Annotated in this window: 30 protein-coding genes; 17 read left to right on the top strand and 13 right to left on the bottom strand. The window is 53.3% G+C overall.

Annotated elements, in window-relative coordinates; genetic code table 11:
- Window positions 1–19: 19 nt before the first annotated feature.
- Window positions 20–541, bottom strand: a complete 522-nt coding sequence (yjgA, locus tag ACTH5D_RS06485; RefSeq protein WP_441669427.1) for a ribosome biogenesis factor YjgA — start codon at window positions 539–541, stop codon at window positions 20–22.
- A gap of 109 nt (window positions 542–650) precedes the next feature.
- Here yjgA and pmbA point away from each other — a divergent pair, with 109 nt between their 5' ends.
- Window positions 651–1,991, top strand: a complete 1,341-nt coding sequence (pmbA, locus tag ACTH5D_RS06480; protein WP_441669425.1) for a metalloprotease PmbA — start codon at window positions 651–653, stop codon at window positions 1,989–1,991.
- Window positions 1,992–2,004: 13 nt separating this feature from the next.
- Here the strand turns inward: pmbA and ACTH5D_RS06475 are convergent, their stop codons facing one another.
- The 10 genes from ACTH5D_RS06475 to ACTH5D_RS06430 form a co-directional block, all read right to left on the bottom strand.
- Window positions 2,005–2,274 carry an HPr family phosphocarrier protein gene (locus ACTH5D_RS06475; RefSeq protein WP_441669423.1) on the bottom strand — a complete coding sequence of 90 codons (270 nt, stop codon included), beginning with the start codon at window positions 2,272–2,274 and terminating at the stop codon, window positions 2,005–2,007.
- Between the two features lie 45 nt (window positions 2,275–2,319).
- Window positions 2,320–3,237, bottom strand: coding sequence for an RNase adapter RapZ (gene rapZ, locus ACTH5D_RS06470; protein ID WP_441669421.1), 918 nt, complete (start codon window positions 3,235–3,237; stop codon window positions 2,320–2,322).
- Window positions 3,238–3,320: 83 nt separating this feature from the next.
- On the bottom strand, window positions 3,321–3,791 hold the full coding sequence (locus ACTH5D_RS06465) for a PTS sugar transporter subunit IIA (RefSeq protein WP_441669419.1): 471 nt from the start codon (window positions 3,789–3,791) through the stop codon (window positions 3,321–3,323).
- A gap of 4 nt (window positions 3,792–3,795) precedes the next feature.
- Complete coding sequence (gene hpf, locus ACTH5D_RS06460) at window positions 3,796–4,104, bottom strand: ribosome hibernation-promoting factor, HPF/YfiA family (RefSeq protein WP_441669417.1); 309 nt, start codon at window positions 4,102–4,104, stop codon at window positions 3,796–3,798.
- A gap of 146 nt (window positions 4,105–4,250) precedes the next feature.
- Window positions 4,251–5,663, bottom strand: a complete 1,413-nt coding sequence (locus ACTH5D_RS06455; protein ID WP_441669415.1) for an RNA polymerase factor sigma-54 — start codon at window positions 5,661–5,663, stop codon at window positions 4,251–4,253.
- A 123-nt stretch (window positions 5,664–5,786) separates the two neighbouring features.
- Window positions 5,787–6,536: an LPS export ABC transporter ATP-binding protein gene (lptB, locus tag ACTH5D_RS06450; RefSeq protein WP_441669413.1), complete on the bottom strand. Its 750-nt coding sequence runs from the start codon at window positions 6,534–6,536 to the stop codon at window positions 5,787–5,789.
- A gap of 11 nt (window positions 6,537–6,547) precedes the next feature.
- Window positions 6,548–7,051 carry a lipopolysaccharide transport periplasmic protein LptA gene (gene lptA / locus ACTH5D_RS06445; RefSeq protein ID WP_441669411.1) on the bottom strand — a complete coding sequence of 168 codons (504 nt, stop codon included), beginning with the start codon at window positions 7,049–7,051 and terminating at the stop codon, window positions 6,548–6,550.
- A gap of 11 nt (window positions 7,052–7,062) precedes the next feature.
- The gene (gene lptC, locus ACTH5D_RS06440) at window positions 7,063–7,632 is read right to left on the bottom strand and encodes an LPS export ABC transporter periplasmic protein LptC (RefSeq protein WP_441669409.1); all 570 of its coding nucleotides are present in this window, start codon (window positions 7,630–7,632) and stop codon (window positions 7,063–7,065) included.
- Entirely contained in the window at window positions 7,633–8,175 is a 543-nt protein-coding gene (locus tag ACTH5D_RS06435) for a KdsC family phosphatase (RefSeq protein WP_441669407.1), read from the bottom strand.
- Between the two features lie 47 nt (window positions 8,176–8,222).
- Window positions 8,223–9,209 (bottom strand): KpsF/GutQ family sugar-phosphate isomerase, encoded by a 987-nt coding sequence (locus ACTH5D_RS06430; RefSeq protein ID WP_441669405.1) that lies wholly within the window; start codon window positions 9,207–9,209, stop codon window positions 8,223–8,225.
- 284 nt (window positions 9,210–9,493) lie between these two features.
- On the opposite strand from ACTH5D_RS06430, the gene ACTH5D_RS06425 reads away from it, so the two are divergent.
- The 9 genes from ACTH5D_RS06425 to hisD all read left to right on the top strand — a co-directional run bounded on the left by ACTH5D_RS06425 (window position 9,494) and on the right by hisD (window position 16,299).
- Window positions 9,494–10,309, top strand: a complete 816-nt coding sequence (locus tag ACTH5D_RS06425) for an ABC transporter ATP-binding protein (RefSeq protein WP_441669403.1) — start codon at window positions 9,494–9,496, stop codon at window positions 10,307–10,309.
- A gap of 24 nt (window positions 10,310–10,333) precedes the next feature.
- Entirely contained in the window at window positions 10,334–11,134 is an 801-nt protein-coding gene (mlaE, locus tag ACTH5D_RS06420; RefSeq protein ID WP_441669401.1) for a lipid asymmetry maintenance ABC transporter permease subunit MlaE, read from the top strand.
- Between the two features lie 16 nt (window positions 11,135–11,150).
- Window positions 11,151–11,615, top strand: coding sequence for an outer membrane lipid asymmetry maintenance protein MlaD (gene mlaD / locus ACTH5D_RS06415; protein WP_441669399.1), 465 nt, complete (start codon window positions 11,151–11,153; stop codon window positions 11,613–11,615).
- A gap of 57 nt (window positions 11,616–11,672) precedes the next feature.
- Window positions 11,673–12,332: an MlaC/ttg2D family ABC transporter substrate-binding protein gene (locus ACTH5D_RS06410; protein WP_441669397.1), complete on the top strand. Its 660-nt coding sequence runs from the start codon at window positions 11,673–11,675 to the stop codon at window positions 12,330–12,332.
- On the top strand, window positions 12,329–12,667 hold the full coding sequence (locus ACTH5D_RS06405; protein ID WP_441669395.1) for an STAS domain-containing protein: 339 nt from the start codon (window positions 12,329–12,331) through the stop codon (window positions 12,665–12,667). Before ACTH5D_RS06410 ends, ACTH5D_RS06405 begins: the two co-directional genes overlap by 4 nt.
- Window positions 12,668–12,760: 93 nt before the next feature.
- Window positions 12,761–13,012, top strand: coding sequence for a BolA family protein (locus ACTH5D_RS06400; RefSeq protein ID WP_441669393.1), 252 nt, complete (start codon window positions 12,761–12,763; stop codon window positions 13,010–13,012).
- A 10-nt stretch (window positions 13,013–13,022) separates the two neighbouring features.
- Window positions 13,023–14,285 carry a UDP-N-acetylglucosamine 1-carboxyvinyltransferase gene (gene murA / locus ACTH5D_RS06395; RefSeq protein ID WP_441669391.1) on the top strand — a complete coding sequence of 421 codons (1,263 nt, stop codon included), beginning with the start codon at window positions 13,023–13,025 and terminating at the stop codon, window positions 14,283–14,285.
- Window positions 14,286–14,303: 18 nt separating this feature from the next.
- Complete coding sequence (gene hisG / locus ACTH5D_RS06390; RefSeq protein WP_096280745.1) at window positions 14,304–14,957, top strand: ATP phosphoribosyltransferase; 654 nt, start codon at window positions 14,304–14,306, stop codon at window positions 14,955–14,957.
- 13 nt (window positions 14,958–14,970) lie between these two features.
- A complete protein-coding gene (gene hisD, locus ACTH5D_RS06385) occupies window positions 14,971–16,299 on the top strand; it encodes a histidinol dehydrogenase (RefSeq protein ID WP_441669388.1) in 1,329 nt (442 codons plus the stop codon).
- A gap of 65 nt (window positions 16,300–16,364) precedes the next feature.
- On the opposite strand, the gene ACTH5D_RS06380 is transcribed toward hisD, so the two are convergent.
- Window positions 16,365–17,621, bottom strand: a complete 1,257-nt coding sequence (locus ACTH5D_RS06380; protein WP_441669386.1) for a Do family serine endopeptidase — start codon at window positions 17,619–17,621, stop codon at window positions 16,365–16,367.
- Window positions 17,622–17,752: 131 nt separating this feature from the next.
- On the opposite strand from ACTH5D_RS06380, the gene ACTH5D_RS06375 reads away from it, so the two are divergent.
- Entirely contained in the window at window positions 17,753–18,514 is a 762-nt protein-coding gene (locus ACTH5D_RS06375) for a Nif3-like dinuclear metal center hexameric protein (RefSeq protein ID WP_441669384.1), read from the top strand.
- A gap of 81 nt (window positions 18,515–18,595) precedes the next feature.
- On the opposite strand, the gene ACTH5D_RS06370 is transcribed toward ACTH5D_RS06375, so the two are convergent.
- The gene (locus tag ACTH5D_RS06370) at window positions 18,596–19,048 is read right to left on the bottom strand and encodes a ZapG family protein (protein WP_441669382.1); all 453 of its coding nucleotides are present in this window, start codon (window positions 19,046–19,048) and stop codon (window positions 18,596–18,598) included.
- A gap of 204 nt (window positions 19,049–19,252) precedes the next feature.
- Here ACTH5D_RS06370 and zapE point away from each other — a divergent pair, with 204 nt between their 5' ends.
- The 6 genes from zapE (at window position 19,253) to ACTH5D_RS06340 (ending at window position 24,259) form a co-directional block, all read left to right on the top strand.
- Window positions 19,253–20,437 carry a cell division protein ZapE gene (zapE, locus tag ACTH5D_RS06365; protein ID WP_441669380.1) on the top strand — a complete coding sequence of 395 codons (1,185 nt, stop codon included), beginning with the start codon at window positions 19,253–19,255 and terminating at the stop codon, window positions 20,435–20,437.
- A 176-nt stretch (window positions 20,438–20,613) separates the two neighbouring features.
- Window positions 20,614–21,042, top strand: a complete 429-nt coding sequence (gene rplM, locus ACTH5D_RS06360; protein WP_427030716.1) for a 50S ribosomal protein L13 — start codon at window positions 20,614–20,616, stop codon at window positions 21,040–21,042.
- Window positions 21,043–21,055: 13 nt separating this feature from the next.
- Window positions 21,056–21,445 (top strand): 30S ribosomal protein S9, encoded by a 390-nt coding sequence (gene rpsI, locus ACTH5D_RS06355; RefSeq protein ID WP_441669378.1) that lies wholly within the window; start codon window positions 21,056–21,058, stop codon window positions 21,443–21,445.
- Between the two features lie 203 nt (window positions 21,446–21,648).
- Window positions 21,649–22,245 (top strand): ubiquinol-cytochrome c reductase iron-sulfur subunit, encoded by a 597-nt coding sequence (gene petA / locus ACTH5D_RS06350; protein WP_441669376.1) that lies wholly within the window; start codon window positions 21,649–21,651, stop codon window positions 22,243–22,245.
- Window positions 22,245–23,504, top strand: a complete 1,260-nt coding sequence (locus tag ACTH5D_RS06345) for a cytochrome b (protein WP_441669374.1) — start codon at window positions 22,245–22,247, stop codon at window positions 23,502–23,504. The genes petA and ACTH5D_RS06345 overlap by 1 nt, the downstream gene beginning before the upstream one ends.
- Before the next feature lie 5 nt (window positions 23,505–23,509).
- A complete protein-coding gene (locus ACTH5D_RS06340) occupies window positions 23,510–24,259 on the top strand; it encodes a cytochrome c1 (RefSeq protein WP_441669461.1) in 750 nt (249 codons plus the stop codon).
- Window positions 24,260–24,372 lie beyond the last annotated feature (113 nt).

The raw sequence follows: 24,372 nt of genomic DNA, 5'->3' as shown, positions 1-24,372 counted from the left end.
CGCCGTCTTAAGCTCGGGCTTAAAGTGCCAGAGTTTCGCGCAGGTGTTTGAAGAGCTTGCGCGAACTCGTTGGTGGCTTGCCCCCTTCGCGTTCTCGTTGGGCATTGCGAATGAGCTGACGCAGCGTTTGACGATCGGCGTCGGGGTATTCAGTCATGAACAGATCGACAGCCTCATCGCCTTCGTCAATTAAGCGTTCGCGCCATTTTTCGAGGCGATGAAAGGCGTGGTCGCGCTGCTCTTGTTCCTGGTCAATGGAATCGAAGACGCCTTGAATGGCAGTGAGATCTTCTTTACGAATTAATTTGCCAACGTACTGCATATGACGTCGGCGACCTTCATGAGAACGAATGCGCGCGGTCTCTTCAATTGCGCGCAGCATATCGTCAGAGAGAGGGAAGCGGGCACGTTCCGCTGGTCGCATAGCGATCAATGTTTCCCCAAGTGCCTGTAAGGCATGCATTTCGCGTTTGAGTTGCGACTTGCTAGGGCGTTCTTCCTGTTCTTCTACTTCAGCTGGATCGGGACGTTGCTTACGCATAATGTGACTCACAGACAAGATTCGTTGCGGCATTATACCAGCTGCGAGTACAACATTGATTCGCCGAAGACATTCTATTGAGAGAGAATCGGTGAAAAAAGGAGGCTATATGGCACAGGCATTTGATGCATCCGCGCAGCAGTCGCTACTCACCGCGCGGGCCGAAGAAGCGCTAGCGTTGGCAAAACGCATGGGCGCAGATGACGCCGAAGTGGGCGCAAGCGTTGATCAGGGTATAGGCGTGAGCGTGCGTCTGGGCGAAGTTGAGACGGTTGAGCTATCCCGAGACCAGGGTATTGCCGTGACGCTTTACGTAGGTCAGCGTAAGGGTAGCGCTTCATCGACAGATGCCAGTAGCGCGTCGATTCAGGCCGCCGTAGAGAAAGCGTTGGCGATTGCTCGATATACCGGTGAAGACCCCGCCGCAGGGTTAGCCGATGCGTCGCTGATGGCAAGCGAGCTGCCCGATTTAAAAGTGCACTATCCTTGGGCGCTTACCACGGATAAAGCGATTGAATTAGCGCTTGCCTGCGAGCAGGCTGGACGTGACGTGGAAGGCATTTCTCAGTCGGATGGCGCATCGCTGTCCAGCGGTGAAGGGGTGCGGGTTTATGCCAACAGCCATGGCTTTTTAGGCACTCAAAAAGGCAGCAGCCACTCACTATCATGCATGCTGATTGCCCAAGATGCCGGCGGCATGCAGCGTGACTACGACTATACCTCTGCGCGCGACCCCAAAGCGCTGCGTGACCCCGCTGACGTAGGGCGTGAAGCAGCCGCACGCACGCTGCGTAGGCTGGGTGCTCAGCGTCCGCCTACGGGGACCTTGCCGGTGTTGTTTGATCCGTCGTTATCCGGTGGTTTAATCGGGCATTTGTTGGGCGGTATCGCCGGTGGTGCGTTGTATCGCCAGTCGTCTTTTTTATGTGATCGGCTTGGTGCCACGCTCTTTCCCGATTGGTTTAGCCTTGAAGAGCGGCCTATGGAAGTAGGCGCTACCGCGAGCTCACCGTTTGATGGTGAAGGTGTGCAAACGCGCAATAATCGCTTTATCGATCAGGGGCGTATCGAAAGCTATATGCTGTCTTCCTACAGCGCTAGGCGGATGGGTATGCAGACCACGGGTAATGCCGGTGGGGCGCGCAACGTACGCCTGACCGCACCGTTGAAGCCTCGCGAAGCGCTGCTGCAAGAGATGGGGAAGGGCATTTGGGTGACGGAGCTGATGGGCCAGGGCGTTAATGGGGTTACCGGCGATTACTCCCGTGGCGCGGCCGGTTTTTGGGTCGAGAACGGTAAGGTTCAGTACCCGATCGAAGAGTTCACGATTGCTGGTAACCTGGAGCGGATGTTCGCGGGCCTGGTAGGTATTGGTGATGACACCGATACCCGTGGCAGCGTACATACAGGCAGTTGGTTGATTGATGAGATGACAGTGGCCGGTAATTAATCGGAATAAATGGCTACTGGTCTTCCTCAAAGCGGGCTTCGAACAACGCTTGAATTGCATCAAGCGCCTGTTCTGCGTCGTCGCCCTCGACGTGGATAGTTAACTCAGTACCGCACGGGGCGGCGAGCATTAATAGCGACATAATATTAGCGGCATCGGCAACTTGCTGCTGCTTATAGACACGTATACTGGCCGTGAACTGTTGGCCGCATTTAACGAGTTTCGTCGCCGCGCGGGCATGCAGTCCGCGCTGATTGGTGAGTGTGAGTGTTCTTTCTGGCACCCTGGTTCCTTTTCGCCGAGTGGTGTCATTAATCAATAGACGTGCTTAAGGCGTTGGTGATTGATCGCTGGTCAACGGCGTCGGGAGCTGTTCGCTCAGCGTATATTGCAGGCCTAGCTCGCGGTGGCGCAATTGAACTTCCCCGACGCGAGCCGCTAAGCCTTTTGCTAGCTGCTCCACCATATAGACGGAGCGATGTTGACCGCCCGTGCAGCCAATGGCAACAGTCATATAGCTACGCTGGCTATTCTGGTAAGCCGGTAGCCAGCGCTCAAGCCATGCTTGGATATCGTTACTCATGGCGTCCACGACGGGATAGCTTTTTAAGAAGGCAACGATGTTGGCGTCACGGCCTGTTGACTGTCGCAGCGTTGGATCCCAATAAGGATTGGGCAGGCAACGCACGTCAAAGACGAGGTCAGCATCTAACGGCACTCCGCGCTTGTAGCCGAACGATTCAAACGTCAACGTCAGCTGGTCGCGCTGCTGATGAGCTACCTGATCAGTAATCCGGCGGCGTAGGTCGTGTACTGACAGACGTGACGTGTCGATCAATAGATCGGCCAAATCACGTATGTCATGCAGCGTCTCTTCCTCTTTATTGATGGCCTCTTCAAGGGTCATTTCGCTATTGCGCGTCAACGGATGTCGGCGGCGCGTGGCTGAGTAGCGCTCTAGAAGGATGCGGGCATCAGTCGTTAGGTAGATAACTTGGAAATCAATGGTGCGTTGGCGTAACTCTTGTAATAGCGAGGGCAGGCGTTCAAGAGCCCCCGGTAAGTTGCGTGCATCGATGCTAACCGCCAAATGGGCTCGGTCACCCTGGTCGCGTAACTCGTCGACCAGTGACCCCAGCAACATGACGGGAAGGTTATCAATCGCGTAGTAGCCTAGGTCTTCCAGCGCCTGTAAAGCGATAGATTTACCAGACCCAGAACGACCGCTAATGATGACCAGTTGCATAGAGTTTCTCTTCGCTTTAATACGACGGCTTAAATGGGAGCTTACGAGACCGTTACAGCAGGCGGGTAATCATTAAGCGTTGTTTAATCCGCTGAATGCTCACGAATTTTAGCTGTAATGAGATCGAGTAGCTCGCGTTGACTGCCTGCTTTGCGTAGCTGCTGGCGAGTATCCGCATCATTCATGATGGTGGCTACTTGGCCTAGCAAAGAGAGGTGTGTGTCATCCGCTTGTTCCGGTACTAGCAGCACAAACACTAGGTCAACGGGGTCGCCGTCGATAGCATCAAAATCAATTGCTTCTGAGAGTTTTAAAAAACCAGCAATAGGCGTAGAGCAGTGAGGACTGCGGGCATGGGGAATAGCCACGCCGTTACCAATCCCTGTGCTACCTAAGCGCTCTCGGCCGATTAAGCGGCTGAACACTTCTTGGCTATCTAAACTGGGCGTATTTTGAGCGATAAAGGTGCTGAAAAATTCCAGCACCCTTTTTTTGCTGCCCCCAGGTACGTCGAAAAGAACGCGCTCTGGGGGGAGTATGGTTTCCAACGTCATTGAATTAACGCACACCTGCGCCTTGGGCGCGAGCTTGTGCTTTTTCCTTATGTTTAACGAGTTGACGATCGATTTTGTCCGCTAACGCATCGATAGCGGCATACATATCACTGTCTAGGGCTTCTGCATGTAAGTCAGCGCCTGCTGCATGCAGTGTGCAGGCAGCCTGTTGGCGTTCCTTCTCCACCGATAGGGTGACCTGCACCGTGGTTATATTGTCGTAATGGCGCTCAACACGGTCAAGCTTTTCATTAACATAGTCACGCAAGGCGTCAGTCAGTTCTACGTGATGACCAGTGATATTTACTTGCATTGACGTACTCCTTATCTATCGGGCTGTACTTAGGAACGGTACTTAGGGACTGTACTTAGTACTTAGATATGTAGCCCTTTTGATTGTAACCCTTTTTGCCCCGTTGCAAAGCCCTTGTCGCGAGTTTCGCTGAAACCTGACAGATCCTAGCGCAAACGGCGCCGCTCACTGGAAGAGGGAATGCCCATGGCTTCGCGGTATTTGGCTACCGTGCGTCTTGCAACCTGGATGCCACCTTCTTCTAATAATGTTACTAAGCGGCTATCAGAAAGCGGTTTGCCGGGCGCTTCTTCGTGAACCAGCTTTTTCAGGCGGGCTCGGATCGCGGTACTGGAGTGGCTATCGCCATCCTGGCCGCTCACTTGACTAGAGAAAAAGTATTTCAGCTCAAACACGCCGCGCGGCGTATGAATATATTTCTGCGTTGTCACTCGTGAAATCGTTGATTCATGCATTTCAACGGCTGTGGCTATATCGGCTAAAATCAGCGGTTTCATGGATTCTTCGCCATATTCCAGAAAGCCGATTTGACGGGTGATGATTTCACGGCCCACTCGCAGCAGCGTGTCGTTACGACTCGAAAGGCTTTTAATTAACCAGCGCGCTTCCTGCAGGTGTTCTTTCAAAAACTGATTATCCTGACTTTTATCCGCACGCTTTATCAGGCTGGCGTAGTCAGGTTGAATTCTCAGCCGAGGCAGGGCGTCCTGATTGAGCTCTAAATGCCAACCTTCATTATCATGGCGCACTACTAAGTCCGGCGTGATATAGCGGTCATTGGTCACGCCATAAGCGCTGCCTGGGCGTGGATCTAGGCTGCGAATTAGCTGGATGACATCGGCTAGCTGCTCGTCATCGAGCCCTAAGCGGCGCTTGAGTAAGCGCATGTCATCTTTGCTGAGCGCTTCAAGAAACTGGCGCACTAGCCTGCGAGCAGGCACCAGTAGAGGCGTATCATCTGGCAGGGCGGCGAGCTGCAGCATCAAGCATTCACGCAGGTCGCGGGCAAAAATACCGGTGGGCTCGAACTGCTGCAGTTTTAATAATGTTGTTTCCACTTCGCGCTGGCTAAGACCATCAATGCCCTGGGCGCGTAGCCCTTCACGAATATCATTAAGCGGCTGGGTCAAATAGCCGTTGGCGTCTAGTGCGTCAATGAGACTTTCGGAAACCAGCTGTTCACGCGCACTAAAATCGGTCATAGCGAGTTGCCACAATAGGTGCCCATGAAGGCTTTGTTCGGCAGCCTGACGCTCAAAATCAGGGCCCTCACTGTTGCTGCCAGTGCCGCCAAGATCTTGATAGGTGTCCGACCAGTCGCTATCAACGGAAAGCTCGGTGGGGATGCTCTCTGACCACTCCTCCTCTTTAGGCTCGCTTACGGCCTCTTCACCGAACTCATCTTCCTGTTCCAGCATAGGGTTGGCATCTAAGGCCTGCTGAATTTCTTGGCGAAGATCTAGAGTCGATAGCTGCAGCAGGGCGATAGCCTGCTGCAGCTGAGGTGTCATGGTCAGTTGTGTCCCAATGCGCAGTTGAAGAGAAGCTTTCATGACCATTTGAGAACCACTCGTTAATCGGAATGCTTTACCCTAGTGCGAGTGGGAGCTGTGTGCAAGTGCAATAAGCATGCCATTGGTAGTTAAAGCGTTATAAGGCGGGATTTATGGGCAAAAATAAGCCTACAGACGAAAATCTGCGCCCAGATAAACATCCCTGACTTGCTGGTTGGTGAGGATCGATGAGGGGGAGCCGCTGGCGATAATATGGCCATCTCCGACAATGTAAGCGATATCACAAATGTCCAGCGTTTCACGGACGTTGTGATCGGTAATTAGAACGCCAATATGACGTTGTTTCAGCGCGCGAATGATGGTTTTAATCTCGCCCACTGAAATGGGGTCGACCCCGGCAAAAGGCTCATCTAGCAAGATAAAGGCGGGCTCGGTCGCTAGCGACCGAGCAATTTCTACACGGCGACGCTCCCCCCCAGAGAGGCTCATGCCCAGGTTGTCGCGAATATGGGTGATATGGAAGTCTTCAAGCAGGGCTTCCAGGCGCTCTTCGCGACCTGGACGGTCGAGCTCTTTGCGCGTTTCTAATATCGCCATAATATTATCGGCAACCGATAATTTGCGAAAAATAGACGCTTCTTGGGGCAGGTAGCCAATGCCTGCCGCTGCGCGCTCATGCATCGGGGCTCGGGTTAAATCTAAGTCGTCAATACCCACTTTGCCGGCGTCAGATTTGACCAGCCCGACAATCATATAAAACGACGTGGTTTTGCCCGCGCCGTTAGGGCCGAGTAAGCCAACGACGCTGCCTTGGGAGATTTCCAAGTTAATATCTTTAACCACTCGGCGGCGCTTGTAACTTTTCGCCAAGTGGTGGGCATATAGTGTTTTTATCGGTGCATTGTCAGCAGTTGCCATCGATAGACTCTCTATTGTTCAGGCTGAATAGTCATGCGTATACGCTGCGGCTCGCTACCCTCAACGTCTGAACGCGCTTGAATCACTTCACGGTCAATGAAATATTCAAGCCGCCCGCCGGTAAATGTATCGTCCTGCTGGGTTAATTCAGCTTGATCAATGAGCTCAACTCGGCGTTCGGCGACGTGATAAATAATCCGCCGAGCCCAGCCTTCCGTCGGGCCTTCTTGCCCTTCGGCCTGATGGCGTAAGTAAGCACGCTCACCGGTTGACGTTGCGCGCGAAAGCTCGCCCGCCTCATTGCGTTGAATTTCCACTCGCTCGCCGCGCAGCTGCATTTCGCCCTGGCGAATATTGACATCCCCGGTGTAGACGGCGATGCCCGCGCGCTGATCAAGGTCTAAGCGATCGGCTTCAACCTCCACGGGGGCCTGTTGTGAAGACGAGCTGGTTTGGGCTGCCGCGGATAGCGGTACTGCAAGCGCAAAAAGGGCGGTGTAAATAAGTGCTTTCATGGCGACTCCTGTTAGCGTTGTGTGGCAGGTGGATGAGTGCCGCGGACACCGTCAGATAAGCGGACCTGGCTATCGTTTAACCATACATCCATATGTGAAGCGTTCATTTGCTGGGGCGGCTGTTGCAGTAATACCGGTGCTTCGCTCCATGCATGCTGAGTGGGGCCATCATAGTGCAGCTCTTCAGTATCCAGCTGCCATCCTTCGTCTGGCGCAATAAGTCGCGCGGAGCCTGACATAACGAGGGCCTGAGTGTTGGTATTAAGCGTGCCGACATCAGCGCTGGCTAGCCACTGGCGCTCATCGCTGTCATACAGGGTTGCCTGAGGGCTCTCAGACCAGGTTTCCCCGCTTTGCGGCGTATGGATGAGTCGCGGTGTTTTTAGTGACTGCAAGACGTTACCGTTGTCGCCAAACAGAGTGATTTCAGCATCCTCAAGTACGTGCCCTGGCTCTTGGGCCTGCGCTTCTGGGTCGATAGCGGTTTTTTGAGGCCCGCCTGGGCCAAGCCACACCAATAGCACGCCCAAGGCGATAAAAAGCCCTGTTAATCCTAGGCGTGTTTTAAGATGCTTAAGCATTTATGTGCGGCCGTGCAAGTAAGTGTCGAGTACTGCGCTCCAATGCCCTTGGGCTTCGAGCAGAGTATCGCAAATTTCGCGTACCGCGCCGTGCCCGCCAAGCCGCTCCGTTGTCCAGTCGGCACGAGTGTGCATATAGTCCGGCGCGTTGGGGACGGTAATGCCGACACCGCAGCGCTTGATAACCGATAGGTCAGGGAGATCATCGCCGCAATAGGCGACTTGCTCTAGCTCTATATCCAAGCGCTGGCACAGGCCGCGCAAGGTGGCGAGCTTATCCTCGCAGCCTTGAAAGACATGGTCGATACCCAGCGCTGCGGCACGCTTGCTAACCATGGGCGAATCGCGGCCAGTAATCAGCGCGACGTGGATGCCGACCCGCTTGAGCAGCTTTAGACCATGGCCATCCTGAGTATGAAAGGCTTTAATTTCGATGCCGTCAGCCTGAAAGTAAAGTCGACCATCGGTGAGTACGCCATCAACATCTAACGCCAATAGTCGAACGCGGCGGAGTCGATCAAGTAGGGCTGCAGATAGGGTCATAAAGCCTCCATTCTTTTAAGAAGTCGCTAAGTCTTGCGATAAATACGTTAAATAACGCCGCTAACAAGCAAGTCATGCATATGCAAGGCACCAACCGGGCGCTGTTGTTCATCAACCACCGCGAGTGCGGTAATTCGGCCCTCTTCCATAATGCGTACCGCCTCTGCTGCCAGTATGTCGGGGCTGATACGTTTACCTGGCCGAGTCATGACATCATCGACTAAGACGTCGCGTAAGTTGTGGTATTGATCCAGCGTGCGTCGTAAATCGCCATCGGTATATACCCCGGCTAAGCGACCGTCACTATCAACCACGCAGGTAAAGCCCAGCCCTTGGCGGGTAATTTCTAATAAGGCATCGCGCAGCGGGCTGCCTAGCGGAATTTGCGGCAAGCGCGCGCCATCGTGCATAAGATCCCTCACGCGCAACAGCAAACGCTTGCCTAAGCTGCCGCCCGGATGGGAAAGAGCGAAGTCTTCAGCGGTAAAGCCTCGGGCTTCCAATAATGCGACGGCGAGGGCATCACCCAGCGCTAGGGCGGCCGTGGTCGAGCTAGTGGGTGCAAGATCCAGCGGGCATGCCTCGCGCTCAACGCCGCTATTTAGATGCGCATCAGCATGCTTAGCGAGAGTGGAGCCAGGCCGCCCTGTCATGCTGACCAGCGGCGTACCTAAACGTTTCAGCAGCGGCAGAAGGGCGGTCACTTCGGCCGTTTCGCCTGAGTTAGACAGGGCCAGCACAACGTCGGCGCGAGTTATCATGCCCAGGTCGCCGTGACTGGCTTCGCCTGGGTGAACAAAGAAGGCGGGTGTGCCAGTGCTGGCCAGGGTGGCGGCAAGCTTGCCGGCTATATGGCCAGATTTACCCATGCCTGTAACCACGACGCGCCCCTGGCAGGCGAGTATAAGTTCGCAGGCGCGGTCAAAGTTTTCATCTAACTTGGCTTGCAGGCCACCAATAGCTGCCTGCTCAATTTGCAGCGTACGTAAGGCACTTTCGCGCAGTAGGCTGGGGGAGGCGAGAGGCTGGCGCATAGCGATATCTCTTGGCGATTTAAAATATAAAGGGCGACAAGCGCTAAGAATAACATCTTGGCAGTGCTCGTAGGCAGTACTTCAGCCGCTATTGAGGTAGATGTGCGTAGGCATGTAGTGCTTAACAATCGCAACATCGGTTAGCGTGATAGCGCTTAGTAGAGTTATAGTACGTTGTTCGATAATGTATTAGAACGCTGTTTTTTTAAATGCGGCAACGGCAAGTGGCGTATCGTATTATAATGGTTAGCCCTAGCCGCGTCGCGCTAAGAGTCAACTGAGCTATGACAGAGACACCCTTCATAGAAATTGAAGATCTTTATTTTTCCCGTGGCGATCACGAGATTTTTCGTGGCGTCAATATGACGATTCGACGGGGTAAGGTCACTGCTATCATGGGGCCCAGTGGCACCGGCAAGACAACGTTGCTTAAACTCATAGGCGGCCAGTTGGCGCCGGACCGAGGACGAGTCTTAATTGATGGCCAGGACGTTCATCGCCTGTCACGCAAAGCACTATTCACGTTACGCAAGCGCATGGGCATGCTGTTTCAAAGCGGTGCGCTATTTTCAGATTTAGACGTGTTTGAAAATGTCGCCTTTCCGCTGCGCGTGCACACCGACTTGCCCGACACAATGGTGCGTGATCTGGTATTGCTGAAATTGCAGGCGGTAGGTTTGCGCGGCGCGCGTGAGCTAACTCCCGCAGAGCTTTCAGGCGGAATGGCGCGGCGAGTCGCTTTGGCACGAGCCGTCGCGCTAGACCCCGAGCTGGTTTTGTACGATGAGCCTTTCGTTGGTCAAGACCCTATTTCAATGGGTGTTTTGGTTCAGTTGATTAAGCATCTCAATCAAGCGCTACAGTTAACCTCTGTCGTGGTCTCGCACGATATTAAAGAAACACTGAGTATTGCGGACTACCTCTATTTGATCGCTGATGGGCAGGTAGTGGCGCATGGCACGCCGCAAACGCTGGATACCAACCAGGACCCACGGGTTAGCCAATTTGTTCATGGCGAACCCGATGGTCCCGTGCCGTTTCACTACCCCGCTGAGGCGTTTTATCGCGATATTCTGGGGCAAGCCGCGCTACGACAATAGGCAAAATGTACATAGGCAGGGTCAATGCAGTCAAAATTCTCAAACGGCACCGCGCGTATTACCCGGCTGGGGCGCAGAGGGTGCGATTTAATGGAAGCCTTAGGCCGTGCTGGCGTGTTTCTTGCCCAGTCGGCAGTCGGCATTCCCTCTCGGGAGGGCTGGCGGCTATGGATGCAGCAAATGCACTTTGTAGGCGTGCTCTCGTTGGCTATTGTGCTGGTGTCGGGGCTGTTTATCGGCATGGTGCTGGCGCTTCAGGGTTACACCATTTTGGTGGGCTTTGGCGCTGAGCAAGCGCTGGGGCAAATGGTGGCGCTGTCTCTGCTGCGTGAGCTCGCGCCGGTGGTGGCCGCGCTGTTGTTTGCTGGCCGCGCCGGCTCTGCGTTGACCGCAGAAATTGGATTAATGAAAGCCACCGAGCAGTTAACCAGCATGGAGATGATTGGCGTTGATCCACTGCGCAGAGTCGTGGCGCCACGACTGTGGGCGGGGTTCGTGTCACTGCCTATTCTGACCGTCGGGTTTAGCGTGGTGGGTATTTGGGGTGGCTATCTCGTCGGCGTTGAGTGGCTAGGCGTGTTTGAAGGCTCCTACTGGAGCAATATGCAGGCCAGCGTTGCCTTCGTTAACGATGTTGGCAATGGCATGATCAAAAGCTTGGTCTTTGCCCTGGTGGTGACGTGGATTGCGGTCTTTCAAGGATATGACCTAGTGCCTACCTCTGAAGGTATCTCACGTGCCACCACGCGCACGGTGGTGTATTCGTCGCTTGCAGTTCTGGGGCTTGATTTTGTGATGACGGCCGTCATGTTTGGCGGCCTTTGATGGATGGAGTCGATTCATGAGACGTAGTAAAACCATGGAGTTTGGTGTTGGCCTGTTTATGATTGCCGGCATTCTGGGTTTGGTATTCCTCGGCTTGCGCGTCAGTGGACTAACGCTTTCAGCGCCCTCGCAATCGTTTCAGCTGGAAGCCAACTTTGCCAATATCGGCGGGCTCAAGCCGCGTGCGCGGGTCACCATGGCGGGCGTAACGGTAGGCCGGGTAGAAAGCATTGAACTAGACCAGCAGTGGTATGATGCCCGCGTGGTATTGAGCTTGAATAGCGAGCTTGAGGGCCAGCTGTCTAGCGACTCCATTGCCTCTATCCTAACCGCAGGACTTCTGGGTGAGCAGTATATTGGCCTGAGCGTAGGCGGTGATCCTGACATGCTCGAAGACGGCGACTCGATTCGTGACACCCAGTCGGCGTTAGTGCTAGAAGAACTTATTCAACAATTTGTGTCCAATATGGCAAGTAATTAATGGCAACAAGACGTTAAACGCCGTTTCCACGGAATAACGAGTAGGGAGATTAAAGTGATGAAAAAAGCAAATAACACCGTTAGCCGTTGGCTTGTGGCAGCCACGATGCTGGTTGCAATGTCGGTACCTTTTCAGGCGCTGGCACAGTCTCAATCGCCCGAAGATATGATCCGTGACAATATAAGTTCGTTAATGGCGGATCTTGACGGTAGAGAGGACTACTACGCCAATAACTTGAATGAGCTTGAAGCGCTGGTGGACAGTAGTCTCGATCAAGTAGCTGACTTTCGCTATATCGGTGCTAGCGTCATGGGTAACTATTTCCGCAACGCTTCGCCGGAGCAGCGTAGTCGCTTTGCCGATGTGTTTCGCCAAACATTGATTGACACCTATACGCGTGGATTGGTGACCTTTGATTACGACGAGCTGCGAGTGCTGGATTCCCAGCAGGCTCAGCGCTACGAAGACCAAGCTAGTGTTGCCATGGAAGTAGTGGCCAACAGTGGCCAAGTGTATCCCGTGAGCTATAGCCTGAGACTGTCAGGTGGCGAATGGCGGGTGGTTAATGTAATCGTTAATGGCATTAATTTGGGCCTAACGTTCCGTAATCAGTTCGACCAGGCGATGCGTGATAATAACCGCGATTATGATGCAGTTATCAATGGATGGTCACCTGAAGTTGGCGTTGAAGAGTTGGAACAAGGAGGCGGTGCGTGACAGTGCTGTACTCACACACTGACGTCTCTATTAACGTAGAAGCCACGACCTTAAAAGTCGTAGGCAACGTAAACGTAGCACTGGCGGCCGATTTGGCCGCTAGTGGCGTTAAGTGGCTGAACAGCACAGAGCTAGGCGCCGTGATGTTTGATTTTAGCGGCGTCGATAAAGCCAGCAGCGTTGCCATTAGCGTATTGTTTGAATGGCTGCGTATCTGCCAGCACCGTGCCATCACGGTTGAGGCGATCGATTTGTCTGAGCCGCTTAAGCGACTAGCGTCGCTGGCTGAGTTGAACGAATTAATTGAGCATCCTGCCACGACGCTAGCCGTTTAACGATGCGGCATCGCCAAGCGCACTGCTTTTCTTTATTATGTCGACCCGCTTACGCTCATTAATCACGATGACCCCAAAGGAGTTTTCTGCCCCATGCAACCCAACGAGGTAAAAGCACTGCTTGAGTCCCGTATCGACGGATGCCAGTTTCACATCCAGGGTGAAGGCTGTAATTTTCAGGTGATTGCGGTTGGCGAAGCCTTTGACGGCCTTTCTCCGGTCAAACGTCAGCAGTTAGTTTACTCTGCGCTCAGCGATGAGATCGCTTCGGGTGCCCTCCACGCTATTAGCATCAAAACGTTTACTCCGACGCAGTGGAAAACTGCGTCGGAGAACGTTCAATAACGGCATTTCTATGGATAAATTACTCATTACCGGCAACGGGTCGGTAGACGGCGAAGTGTGGGCAAGCGGCGCTAAAAATGCAGCACTGCCTATTCTGTGTGCCAGCCTGTTGGCCGATGGTCCCGTGATTATTGGTAATCTTCCGCATCTTCAAGATATTACCACCACGCTAGAGCTGCTAGGCCGTATGGGCGTTGAGCCGGTGATGGGCGAAAAGCTGAGCATACAGCTGGATGGTTCGCAGGTTACTCGCTGCCACGCGCCGTATGAACTTGTTAAAAAAATGCGTGCATCCATTCTCGTTTTAGGCCCCTTGCTGGCTCACTTTGGTAAAGCCGATGTATCGCTTCCCGGCGGCTGTGCGATTGGCTCGCGTCCGGTGGATTTGCATATTCGTGGTTTGGAAGCCATGGGTGCTGAGATACGCGTTGAAGCCGGCTATATCCGTGCACGCGTCGATGGCCGCCTGAAAGGCGCCACTATATATTTCGATACGGTCACGGTAACCGGCACCGAAAACCTGCTGATGGCTGCCACGTTGGCCGAAGGCAAAACTATTCTAGAAAACGCTGCCCGTGAGCCTGAAATTGTCGATTTGGCGCAGTGCTTGATCAAAATGGGCGCTAAAATCAGCGGCCATGGTACTGATACCATCATTATTGAGGGTGTCGAGAAGCTGCATGGCTGTGAGCACGATGTAATGCCTGATCGTATCGAAACCGGTACTTTCCTGGTCGCTGCTGCCATGACCGGTGGGCGGGTGAAGGTTAAGTGCACCCGTGCGGACATTCTTGACGCCGTTATTGCTAAGCTAGAAGAAGCAGGTGCCGAGGTTACCAGTGGCGATGACTGGATTGCGTTGGATATGCATGGTCAGCGCCCCAAGGCCGTTAATATTCGCACGGCGCCTTACCCTGCTTTCCCTACCGACATGCAGGCACAGTTTGTTGCTATGAATGCGGTGGCCGTAGGCAACTCTCGCGTGGTTGAGACCATTTTTGAAAATCGCTTCATGCACGTTCAAGAGCTTAATCGAATGGGCGCTAAGATCGTACTGGAGGGTAATACGGCCTTGATTGAAGGGGTTGAAAAGCTTTCCGGCGCGCCAGTGATGGCCACCGATCTGCGTGCCTCTGCGTCGCTAGTCATTGCGGCGATGATGGCCGAGGGTGAAACGCTGGTAGATCGGATCTATCACATTGATCGTGGCTACGAGTGTATCGAAGAGAAAATGCAGCTGCTGGGTGCGCGTATTCGCCGTATTCCAGGTTAAAACCGACGGGCTGACACGATGAGTAAGCAATTGATTTTAGCCCTCTCGAAGGGCCGTATTCTTGAAGAAACGCTGCCACTATTGGCCGATGCGGGTATCACGCCCGCAGAGGATCTAAGCAAAAGCCGCAAACTGCTATTTGATACTAATCTGCCCGATGTGAAACTGGTCATTCTGCGGGCGACCGACGTGCCAACCTACGTTCAGCTAGGTGCTGCGGACGTGGGTATCGCAGGTAAAGATGTGCTGCTTGAACATGGTGCTGAAGGCCTTTATGAACCGCTGGATTTAGATATTGCTCGCTGCAAATTGATGACAGCAGGTGTTAAGGGCCAGTTGCCTGCTCGCGCTCGGCGTCGAGTGGCGACTAAATTTGTCAATATTGCTCGCCGTTACTATGCCGAGCAGGGGATTCAGGCTGAGGTGATCAAGCTTTACGGCGCCATGGAGCTTGCGCCGCTGATGAACCTAGCCGATGAGATTGTCGATATCGTCGATACCGGCAACACTCTGCGCGCAAACGGGATGGAGCCGCGTGAATTCATTGCCCATATCAGTACGCGATTAGTGGTTAATAAAGCGGCCATGACAATGAAGCATGAGCGTATTCAGCCGCTCTTGGCGCGTTTAGAAAGCGCGGTCAAAAAGCGACAGATAGCGCTTGCCGATTGATCTGAGGTAATCCATGAACGAGCTCACAAGCAAACAAGGCACTGCCACCGTTTCACGCCTGTCGACCAGCGCGGCTGACTTCCACCAGCGTCTTGATGCTTTGCTGGACTGGGAGGGCGTTTCCGATAAAGCGGTGCAGGCACGGGTTGATGAAGTTCTTGCTAGCGTGAAGCAGCATGGCGATGCTGCCGTGATCGACGCCACTAACCGTTTCGATCGCCTCTCCGTTACTTGTATGGACGAGCTGCGGCTAACGCCCGAGCAATTGAAGCATGCGTATGATCACTTGCCCGCCGAGCAGCGCGATGCGCTGACGAAGGCAGCGGCGCGAATTAAGCGCTATCACGAGCGTCAGAAGCCGAGCTCTTGGCAGTATGAAGAGGCTGATGGCACGGTGCTAGGGCAAAAAGTGACGCCGCTTGATCGCGCCGGTATTTATGTGCCTGGCGGTAAGGCGGCTTACCCGTCGTCGGTACTGATGAATGCCATTCCCGCTCATGTGGCAGGGGTGCGTGAAATAGTCATGGTAGTACCCACTCCGGATGGCGTTTTAAACCAGTTGGTGCTAGCCGCGGCGCATTTGGCCGGTGTCGACTATGTGTTCACTATCGGCGGTGCTCAGGCGATCGCCGCGCTCGCTTATGGCACTGAAAGCGTGCCTTGGGTCGATAAAATTGTGGGGCCTGGCAACATTTACGTCGCGACGGCTAAGCGTGCGGTGTTTGGTCAGGTAGGCATTGATATGATCGCCGGTCCATCGGAGATCATGGTCGTTTCCGATGGGCAAACGGATCCTGACTGGCTGGCGATGGATTTGTTTTCTCAGGCAGAGCACGATGAAGATGCTCAGGCGATATTAATTAGTTGGGATGCCGAGCATTTGGACGCTGTCGAGGCTGCAATTGAGCGATTGCTGCCGAGTTTAGAGCGTGAAAGCATTGTGCGTGAGTCGCTGCACAACCGCGGTGCTCTCATTCATTGCCAGGATGCCGAAGAGGCCGTGACGATCATTAATCGCGTGGCGCCTGAGCATTTAGAGCTCTCGGTCGAGTCGCCTGAGGCGTGGCTAGACGATATTCGTCACGCTGGTGCGATCTTTATGGGGCGTTACACCGCGGAAGCATTAGGTGATTACTGTGCCGGGCCGAATCACGTGCTGCCTACGTCAGGCACCGCGCGTTTCTCTTCTCCACTAGGCGTGTATGACTTTCAGAAACGTTCATCCATCATTCACTGCTCTGCTGTTGGAGCATCTGAGCTGGGCAAGATCGCTTCGGTATTGGCCAGGGGCGAGTCGTTAACTGCTCACGCACGCTCCGCTGAATACCGCATCCGAGATTAAGTTTCTCGTCGCTTGCTTTGTGAATAGTGCTGGGGGCAGGCCTTCGCTGCACCAACGTGACGATGTTATGAGTCGCGTTGGCGCGGTACGACTTCGTTAATAGGGATAGCCGGCGGTGGCCGTTCGCCCACCACTAATGTCATATCCATACGCTCACCGCTACGTACGACGGTCAGCGCCAGCGAAGTGCCCGGTGGAATAGAGGCTATGTCACTCATCGCGGTGCGCGCATCCAAGATAGCCTGCCCATCAACGGCGAGCAGTACGTCGCCAGGCTCCAGTCCTGCTTGGGCGGCTGGGCCATCACTGACAACCCCGGCGACGATAACGCCCTGCGGTGTTTGCAGGCCAAAAGAGGCGGCAAGCTCGCGAGAAAGTGCCTGTGCCTCGATGCCCAGCCAGCCACGAATGACACGTCCTTGAGTGACAAGCTCATCAAGTATGCTGTGGGCGAGATTGGCCGGGATTGCAAAGCCAATACCCTGTGAGCCGCCTGAGCGCGAGAAAATGGCCGTATTGATGCCTACTAGCGCGCCGTCAGGATTGACTAAAGCGCCCCCCGAGTTGCCTGGGTTGATGGCGGCATCGGTTTGTATGAAGTCTTCGTAGGCATTGAGCCCTAAATGGTTACGCCCAGTGGCGCTAATAATGCCCATGGTTACCGTTTGGCCTACGCCGAAGGGGTTGCCGATGGCCAGCGCGACGTCGCCCACCGCCACGTCTGCTGAGTCGGTCAGTTCAATCACCGGCAAATCGTCTAGCTCAATACGCAGCACTGCAAGATCGCTTTCAGGATCAGTCCCAATCACTTCAGCTAGCGTCTCACGCCCATCGCGTAAGGCCACTTGAATTTCATCAGCACCGTTGATGACATGATGGTTGGTGAGCACATAGCCATCGTCACTGACGATAACGCCAGAGCCTAGGCTCGAAAGCATGCGCTGATGGGTGGTCGTGTCATCGCCCTGGTCATCAAAGAACTGCTGGAAAAAAGGATCAGACATAAGCGGGTGCTGGTCGCGCTCTACAATGCGTGAAGAGTAAATGTTGACGACAGCGGGGGCGGCTTGATCCACCGCATATGAGTAGCTAGAAGGCCCTTGGTTACGCGCCATCGGCTCTGCTTGGTGTATTTCGGGGGCGGGGCGGTTGGGGCTTGGCTCGACAACGGCCGGTACCGTGACTACTGCAGGAGTAGGGTCTTGCGACGCAGGGCTTTGAAACGGGTTTGATAACAGATTTGGAAGTCCCGGTAAGATCAGCAAAGCGATCAATACGCCAGTGATGACTGGCCATAAATAAGGCAGCACATAGCGTCTCATGCAAAAAATTCCTTAACGAGTCAGTCTTGCCAATCGTGACAAAAGAAGCGAGTTTAACAATAGCCGTATGGTAACACTTTCTTAGCGAGTTCCTCACGGGTGAAATTCAACCATTAACGAAAGGAGTCAGCATGATATATCGCGACCAACTAGTGGCAGCCTGTGATCATCAGCTGCGCGCCGCCCAATTCAAAGATTTTACGATTAATGGGCTGCAGGTCGCAGGCACTGACTGTGTGAAACGCGTGATGACGGGCGTGACAGCCTGCCAAGCACTGCTGGACGAAGCGGTTGCTTGGAAGGCCGACATGGTGCTGGTGCATCACGGCTACTTTTGGAAAAACGAGCCCGTTGCGATTACCGGCATGAAGCAGAAGCGCATTAAAATGCTGCTCGATCATGGGATTAATTTACTTGCTTATCACTTGCCTCTTGATGCACATGCAGAGTTAGGTAATAACGCTGAGCTGGCTAGGCATCTGGGTTGGAAAGTGGAGGGGTGCATTGATGGTGAGCTGGGAGTGGGACTCTTATGGTCAGGGCGTTTAACTCAGCCTAGCTCGATACACGCGCTAGCTGCGCAAATCTCGCAGTCGTTGCAGCGTGAGTCGCTGATGATTGAAGCGCCGCAAGTGGGCGAAGTCGAGCGTATTGCTTGGTGCACCGGCGGTGCTCAAGACATGATTGCCTCTGCGTATGAAGCCGGAGCACAGGTGTTTGTATCGGGTGAGATCTCGGAGCGAACCACGCATCTTGCACGCGAAATGGGCATTCATTATATCGCCGCTGGCCATCATGCTACCGAGCGTTACGGTATTCAGGCGTTGGGGGAGTGGCTGGCCGATGAATATGCGATTGAGCACCGGTTTGTGGATATTGATAATCCTGCCTAGAGGCCTTCCTAACCAGTGGGTCCCGACAGCCATCAGTCACGAATAACGGCTTTTGACGGCTGTCAGGGCCTGCTGTGCCGATTAATAGCGTGGTGGCTGGGGAGTGGCTACCTCATGGCTTTTTAAGCCGAAATTTTCGGATAGCGTGCCGCCTTTGCCGTCAGCGTAATCACGCGGCATCGTGGGCGTGGTGTTATCTTCTGTTGGTTGCTGCTTTGCATTGATGTCGGAAAGATCAAGGCTATGCTGAATGGTAGCATCCTGAATGTTCCATTCCGCGGCGTCCTCTTTGAGCTGAAGCTCCAACTGGTTAGCTTCATCACGAATATTGCTGAGACGTTCATATATGCCGGTTAAATGGTTGCCTACGTTGGTCTTCATTTCTGCGATTTGATGTTCGCGTTCAAGTAGCTGTTGGCGCATAGAGGCCGTCTCGCGCTGGCTTTTGCTGAATAGGCGATAGCAGCCCATTCCGATAATAAAACCGACGATAAGACCGATAACAGCAAAGGTTAATGGTGAGCTTGCGTCCACAGTGTTCTCCCTGGCGCCTTGTATATAACAGCCGACGTTATTAGCCAGCTGTTGTGAACTAACAGACTGCCATTATAGGCGTCAGTCCGCTAGTTGGGTCAATCCGCTCATGCGTTATGGTGCCTCAATGGGTATAATCGCAGCCTTTTAAGGTGTGCAGTAACGATTGTGGCTGCCGCTTTACACGCTGTAGGAGGCGATTGCATGTCATCAACATCTGCTGCGGGTAGGTCTGAGCCAAAAGCGCGTTCTGCGACGCCTATAGAGCGCTATCGCGCGGACTTAGAACGCGATGATTTTCAACATGATGCAGCACAAGAGTTAGCGGTAAAACACTTGCAGCGACTTTACGATGAGCTTGTCGCGGCGCCAACAACCATGCCCAAGGCGTTGGTTGCCCACAAGGGGCTTAAAGCCAAAATGGCGGGGCTAATGGGAAAGAGGTCTTCTTCGCGTGAGCCCATGTTACCTCAGGTGAAAGGGCTCTACTTTTGGGGCGGTGTAGGGCGTGGAAAGACCTACTTAGTCGATACCTTTTATGAGGCGCTGCCTTTTTCCGACAAAATGCGCACTCACTTTCATCGCTTTATGCAGCGCGTTCACAATGAGCTGACGCACTATAAAGGCGAAAAAAATCCCTTAACGCTGATTGCTGGAAAGTTTGCGACCGAGTATCGAGTGATCTGCTTTGATGAGTTTTTTGTCAAAGATATTACCGACGCAATGATTCTTGCCAACCTGCTGGAGGCGCTCTTTGAGCGAGGCGTGGTGTTGGTCGCGACCTCTAATATCGTGCCTGACGATTTGTACAAAGAAGGATTGCAGCGGGCACGTTTCCTACCGGCTATTGAGCTTGTTAATCGTCATTGCGACGTGGTGAATGTGGACTCTGGCGTTGACTACCGGTTGCGTGCGCTTGAGCGTGCCGCCATTTTTTACTCGCCGCTGGATGATTCAGCTGAGCGTGAGCTGTCGCGAAGCTTCAGAGAGATAGCGGGGCATGAGGGCGAGTCAGACGCCTCGTTAGAGATAAATGGTCGCGTGCTAAAAGCACGTCGGTTGTATGAAGATATTGTTTGGTTTGAGTTTTTAGAGCTATGTGATGGCCCGCGCAGCCAAAATGACTACATTGAGCTGGCGCGAGAGTTTCATACCGTATTGGTGTCTAACGTTGTGCGTATGAATGCCAAAACGGATGATCAGGCGCGCCGTTTTATCAATATGGTCGATGAGTTTTATGATCGCGGCGTCAAGCTACTGATGTCGGCAGAGGTGTCCGTCGAGCAGCTGTATAGCGGTGGAAAGCTGACGTTTGAGTTCCAACGTACTCTCTCTCGCCTGCAAGAGATGCAGTCGCAGGAGTATTTGGCGCTAGCACATAAACCCTAACCATTGCTGGTAGTGTAAAAAAGTGGCGATGCGGCTTAACTTGTCTCGGTCCTTGCTGTAGTATAGCGCCCCGCTACATGTTGCTTGCAGTGCAGGCAACCAAGAAAAATAGGGATGGTGCTTCGCCGTGTAAACGGTGTGAGTCGCCCAATACATTTAATCTGGTGATTTCATCCATGAAGACGTTCAGTGCTAAGCCGCAGTCCGTCCAGCGCGACTGGTATGTTGTCGACGCTAAGGACAAAACGCTCGGTCGCCTGGCAACCGAGATTGCTCGTCGCCTGCGCGGCAAGCATAAGCCCGAATTTACCCCTCACGTTGATACCGGCGACTACATTGTTGTTATCAACGCAGAGAAAGTCCACGTAACTGGTAATAAGGCGAAGGCTAAAACCTACTACCGCCACACTGGTTACCCGGGCGGTCTGCGCTCTATGACATTCGACAAAATGCTTGATCATGCGCCCGAGCGTATTATTGAATCAGCCGTTAAAGGCATGTTGCCGAAAGGTCCTTTGGGTCGTGCCATGTACGCTAAGTTAAAAGTGTACGCCGGTGCCGAGCATCCGCATGCTGCCCAACAGCCGCTTGAACTAGACATCTGAGGAAATCTTCGCCATGACACAGCAGTATTACGGTACCGGGCGCCGCAAGACTTCCACCGCTCGCGTGTTTATGAAGCCGGGCTCTGGTAAAATTACCGTTAACAATCAAGATCTTGATCTTTATTTTGGTCGTGTGACGGGTCGTATGGTTGTTCGTCAGCCGCTTGAGTTGACTGAAACGATCAGCCAGTTTGACATCTTTGTAACTGTCGCTGGTGGCGGTGGCTCTTCTCAAGCTGGCGCTATTCGTCACGGCATTACTCGCGCCCTGATGAACTACAACGAAGACCTTCGTCCTTCGCTACGTGCCGCTGGCTACGTAACGCGTGACGCACGCCAAGTTGAGCGTAAGAAAGTTGGTCTACGCAAAGCACGTCGTCGTCCGCAGTTCTCCAAGCGCTAATTTTAACCAGCGCTGCAAAACGCCCAGGTCATCGACCTGGGCGTTTTTTATTGGAATCTCAAAAAGATAGGCTATTCGAATTGTCATCGCCGCGTGCGGTTATTCTTGTGCACGGCGAATTGTTTTTTTAGCATGGCGTCATTAATTTTTGTCCAGGGCACGGCTTTTCAGCGTAGCGGGTAGGCTAGAGGGAGAGACCTGAAATGGCAGATAGCGGCATTAACAAAAGCCGGCGCCGATTCCTCGTGGTGGCCACCTCCGTTGTCGGAGCGGTGGGGGCTGTCGGGGCGACGGTTCCCTTTGTGGCTTCTTGGCAGCCTAGTGCCCGAGCCAGGGCGGCCGGCGCTCCCGTTCGGGCGGATATCTCGCGTCTTGAACCCGGTCAGAGAGTGACCGTTGAGTGGCGCGGCCGTCCTGTGTGGATTATTAGTCGCACGCCCGAAATGATTGCGCGAACGCAGGCAGTCGATGTGGCGAGCTTGGCAGACCCAGATTCCAATGTCCCCCAGCAGCCAGCCTATATTGCCGGCGGTTTGCGCTCTGTGAAGCCAGAAATTGGCGTGCTTGTGGGTATTTGCACTCACTTGGGGTGTTCACCGCTTTTCCGGCCAGAGCCAGATGCCGCCGGGGTGGGTGTTGATAACTGGCCGGGCGGTTTCTTTTGTCCTTGCCACGCCTCGCGCTTTGACTTGGCGGGCCGCGTGTTCAGTAACGTTCCTGCGCCAACCAATCTTGAGGTGCCGCCTTATCGATTTGCAAGCGATGACATTATTGTCATTGGCGAAGATGAGGAGGCCTGATGGAAGAGCGCAATAAGGCTAAGGCTGAAAAAGGGGTTATGCGCTGGATAGATGACCGCTTCCCCGCTACACGAATGTGGCAAAATCACCTTTCCCGCTACTACGCACCAAAGAATTTTAACTTTTGGTACTGCTTTGGCTCATTGGCGCTGCTGGTTTTAGTTAATCAAATTCTGACGGGCATTTGGCTGGCGATGAGTTTTAATCCCTCTGCTGAGGGTGCATTTGCATCTATCGAATATATTATGCGCGACGTGGAGTGGGGGTGGTTGATCCGCCATATGCACACCACGGGCGCTTCAGCCTTCTTTATCGTTGTTTATCTGCATATGTTTAGGGGGCTTTTATATGGCTCTTATAAGGCGCCGCGCGAGCTAGTGTGGATATTTGGCATGAGCATCTATCTCGTATTAATGGCCGAGGCTTTTATGGGCTATCTGCTCCCATGGGGTCAAATGTCTTATTGGGGCGCGCAGGTCATTACGTCGCTATTCTCTGCTATTCCGGGGTTAGGACCTGATTTGGCGCAGTGGATACGCGGTGACTATCTTATTTCAGGGATCACCCTTAACCGTTTTTTTGCGTTACATGTTATTGCTCTACCCATCGTTATTCTGGCGCTTGTGGTGCTGCATATTATTGCGCTGCATGAGGTGGGTTCCAACAACCCTGATGGTATTGATATCCAGCAGCACAAAGATGGGGCAGGAGTGCCGTTAGATGGAATACCTTTTCACCCTTACTACACTGTCAAAGACCTTGTTGGCGTAGCCATATTCTTGTTCGTTTTTTGCGTGGTGGTGTTTTATTTTCCGGAAGGCGGCGGATATTTTATTGAAAAATCCAACTTTGAACCCGCCAATCCCCTGCAAACGCCCGATCATATTGCGCCCGTTTGGTACTTCACGCCCTTTTACGCCATTCTGCGTGCTATCACCTTCTCGGTATTTGGCTTAGAGGCTAAGTTTCTGGGCATTATGTTTATGGGGGGGGCCATTGCGGTGCTTTTCGTTTTGCCTTGGCTTGATCGCAGTCCGGTGCGGTCTATGCGCTATAAAGGATGGATGTCCAAAGCCATGCTGCTTTTGTTCGTTGTTAGTTTTGTGCTCCTAGGATTTTTAGGTGTTCTGCCGTCAACCGCGGGACGAACCATGTTAGCGCAGGTATGTACCTTTGTTTATTTTGCTTTCTTCCTGTTAATGCCGATTTATACCAAGATTGAGAAGACAAAGCCGCTTCCTAGCAGGGTGACCGGCTAATGAGAATGCGCCGATTGAGAATGTTAGTCGTTGGGTGTTTTAGCGCCACGTTGGCAGCCGCTAGTGCTGACGCGGCCCATTCGATGGAACCTGACCTGCAGAATCAAGCGTCGCTGCAAAATGGCATGAAACTCTATGTGAACTACTGCATGGGCTGCCATTCGCTGGAATATCAGCGTTTTTCTCGGGCGGCTGATGATTTAGGGATTCCGCAGGACTTGGTCGAGGCGAATCTAATTTTCTCGTCTGAATTAGCCTATAACGATCAAATGCTTATAGCGCTTGAAAGTGACGATGCCCAGGGGTGGTTTGGTGCGGTGCCGCCAGACTTAACCTTGCAGGCGCGCCTGCGCAGCCCTGATTGGATTTACGCTTTTTTACTCGGTTTTTATCAAGATTCTAGTCAGCCGATGGGTGTTAACAATACGGTATCCGATTTAGTGGCAATGCCTAATGTGTTGGAGCCTTTGCAAGGAGTGCAGACGCTGGTCTGCGCTGAGCAAGATGGCCGAGATGCGAATACGTTGTCGGCTCAAAGCCAACCCTGCGAAGGACTGGAAGTCATGATGCCAGGCGAGCTGGCGCCCGCTGAGTTTGAGAAGGCGGTTTATGATTTAACTAATTTTCTCGCTTATGTCGGTGAGCCTTCCCGGCTTAAGGCTCAAGCGTTGGCGCCTAAAGTACTGATCTTTATTTTCATTTTTGGGGTGATGGCTTACCTGCTCAAGCGCGAGTATTGGCGAGACATTCACTAACTCGCCGGTTCTGGCGGGCAATGGGGCGTGCAACAAAGGCTGCGCACCTTTTTGACTGCCAGCATGGCAACAAAAGCAAAGCAAGCTAGCTTCCCCTAAGGGAGTGCTGGCGT

The sequence above is a fragment of the Halomonas sp. genome (genome assembly GCF_052095695.1).
Taxonomy (GTDB): domain Bacteria; phylum Pseudomonadota; class Gammaproteobacteria; order Pseudomonadales; family Halomonadaceae; genus Vreelandella.
This window is presented reverse-complemented; position numbering and strand designations above follow the sequence as displayed.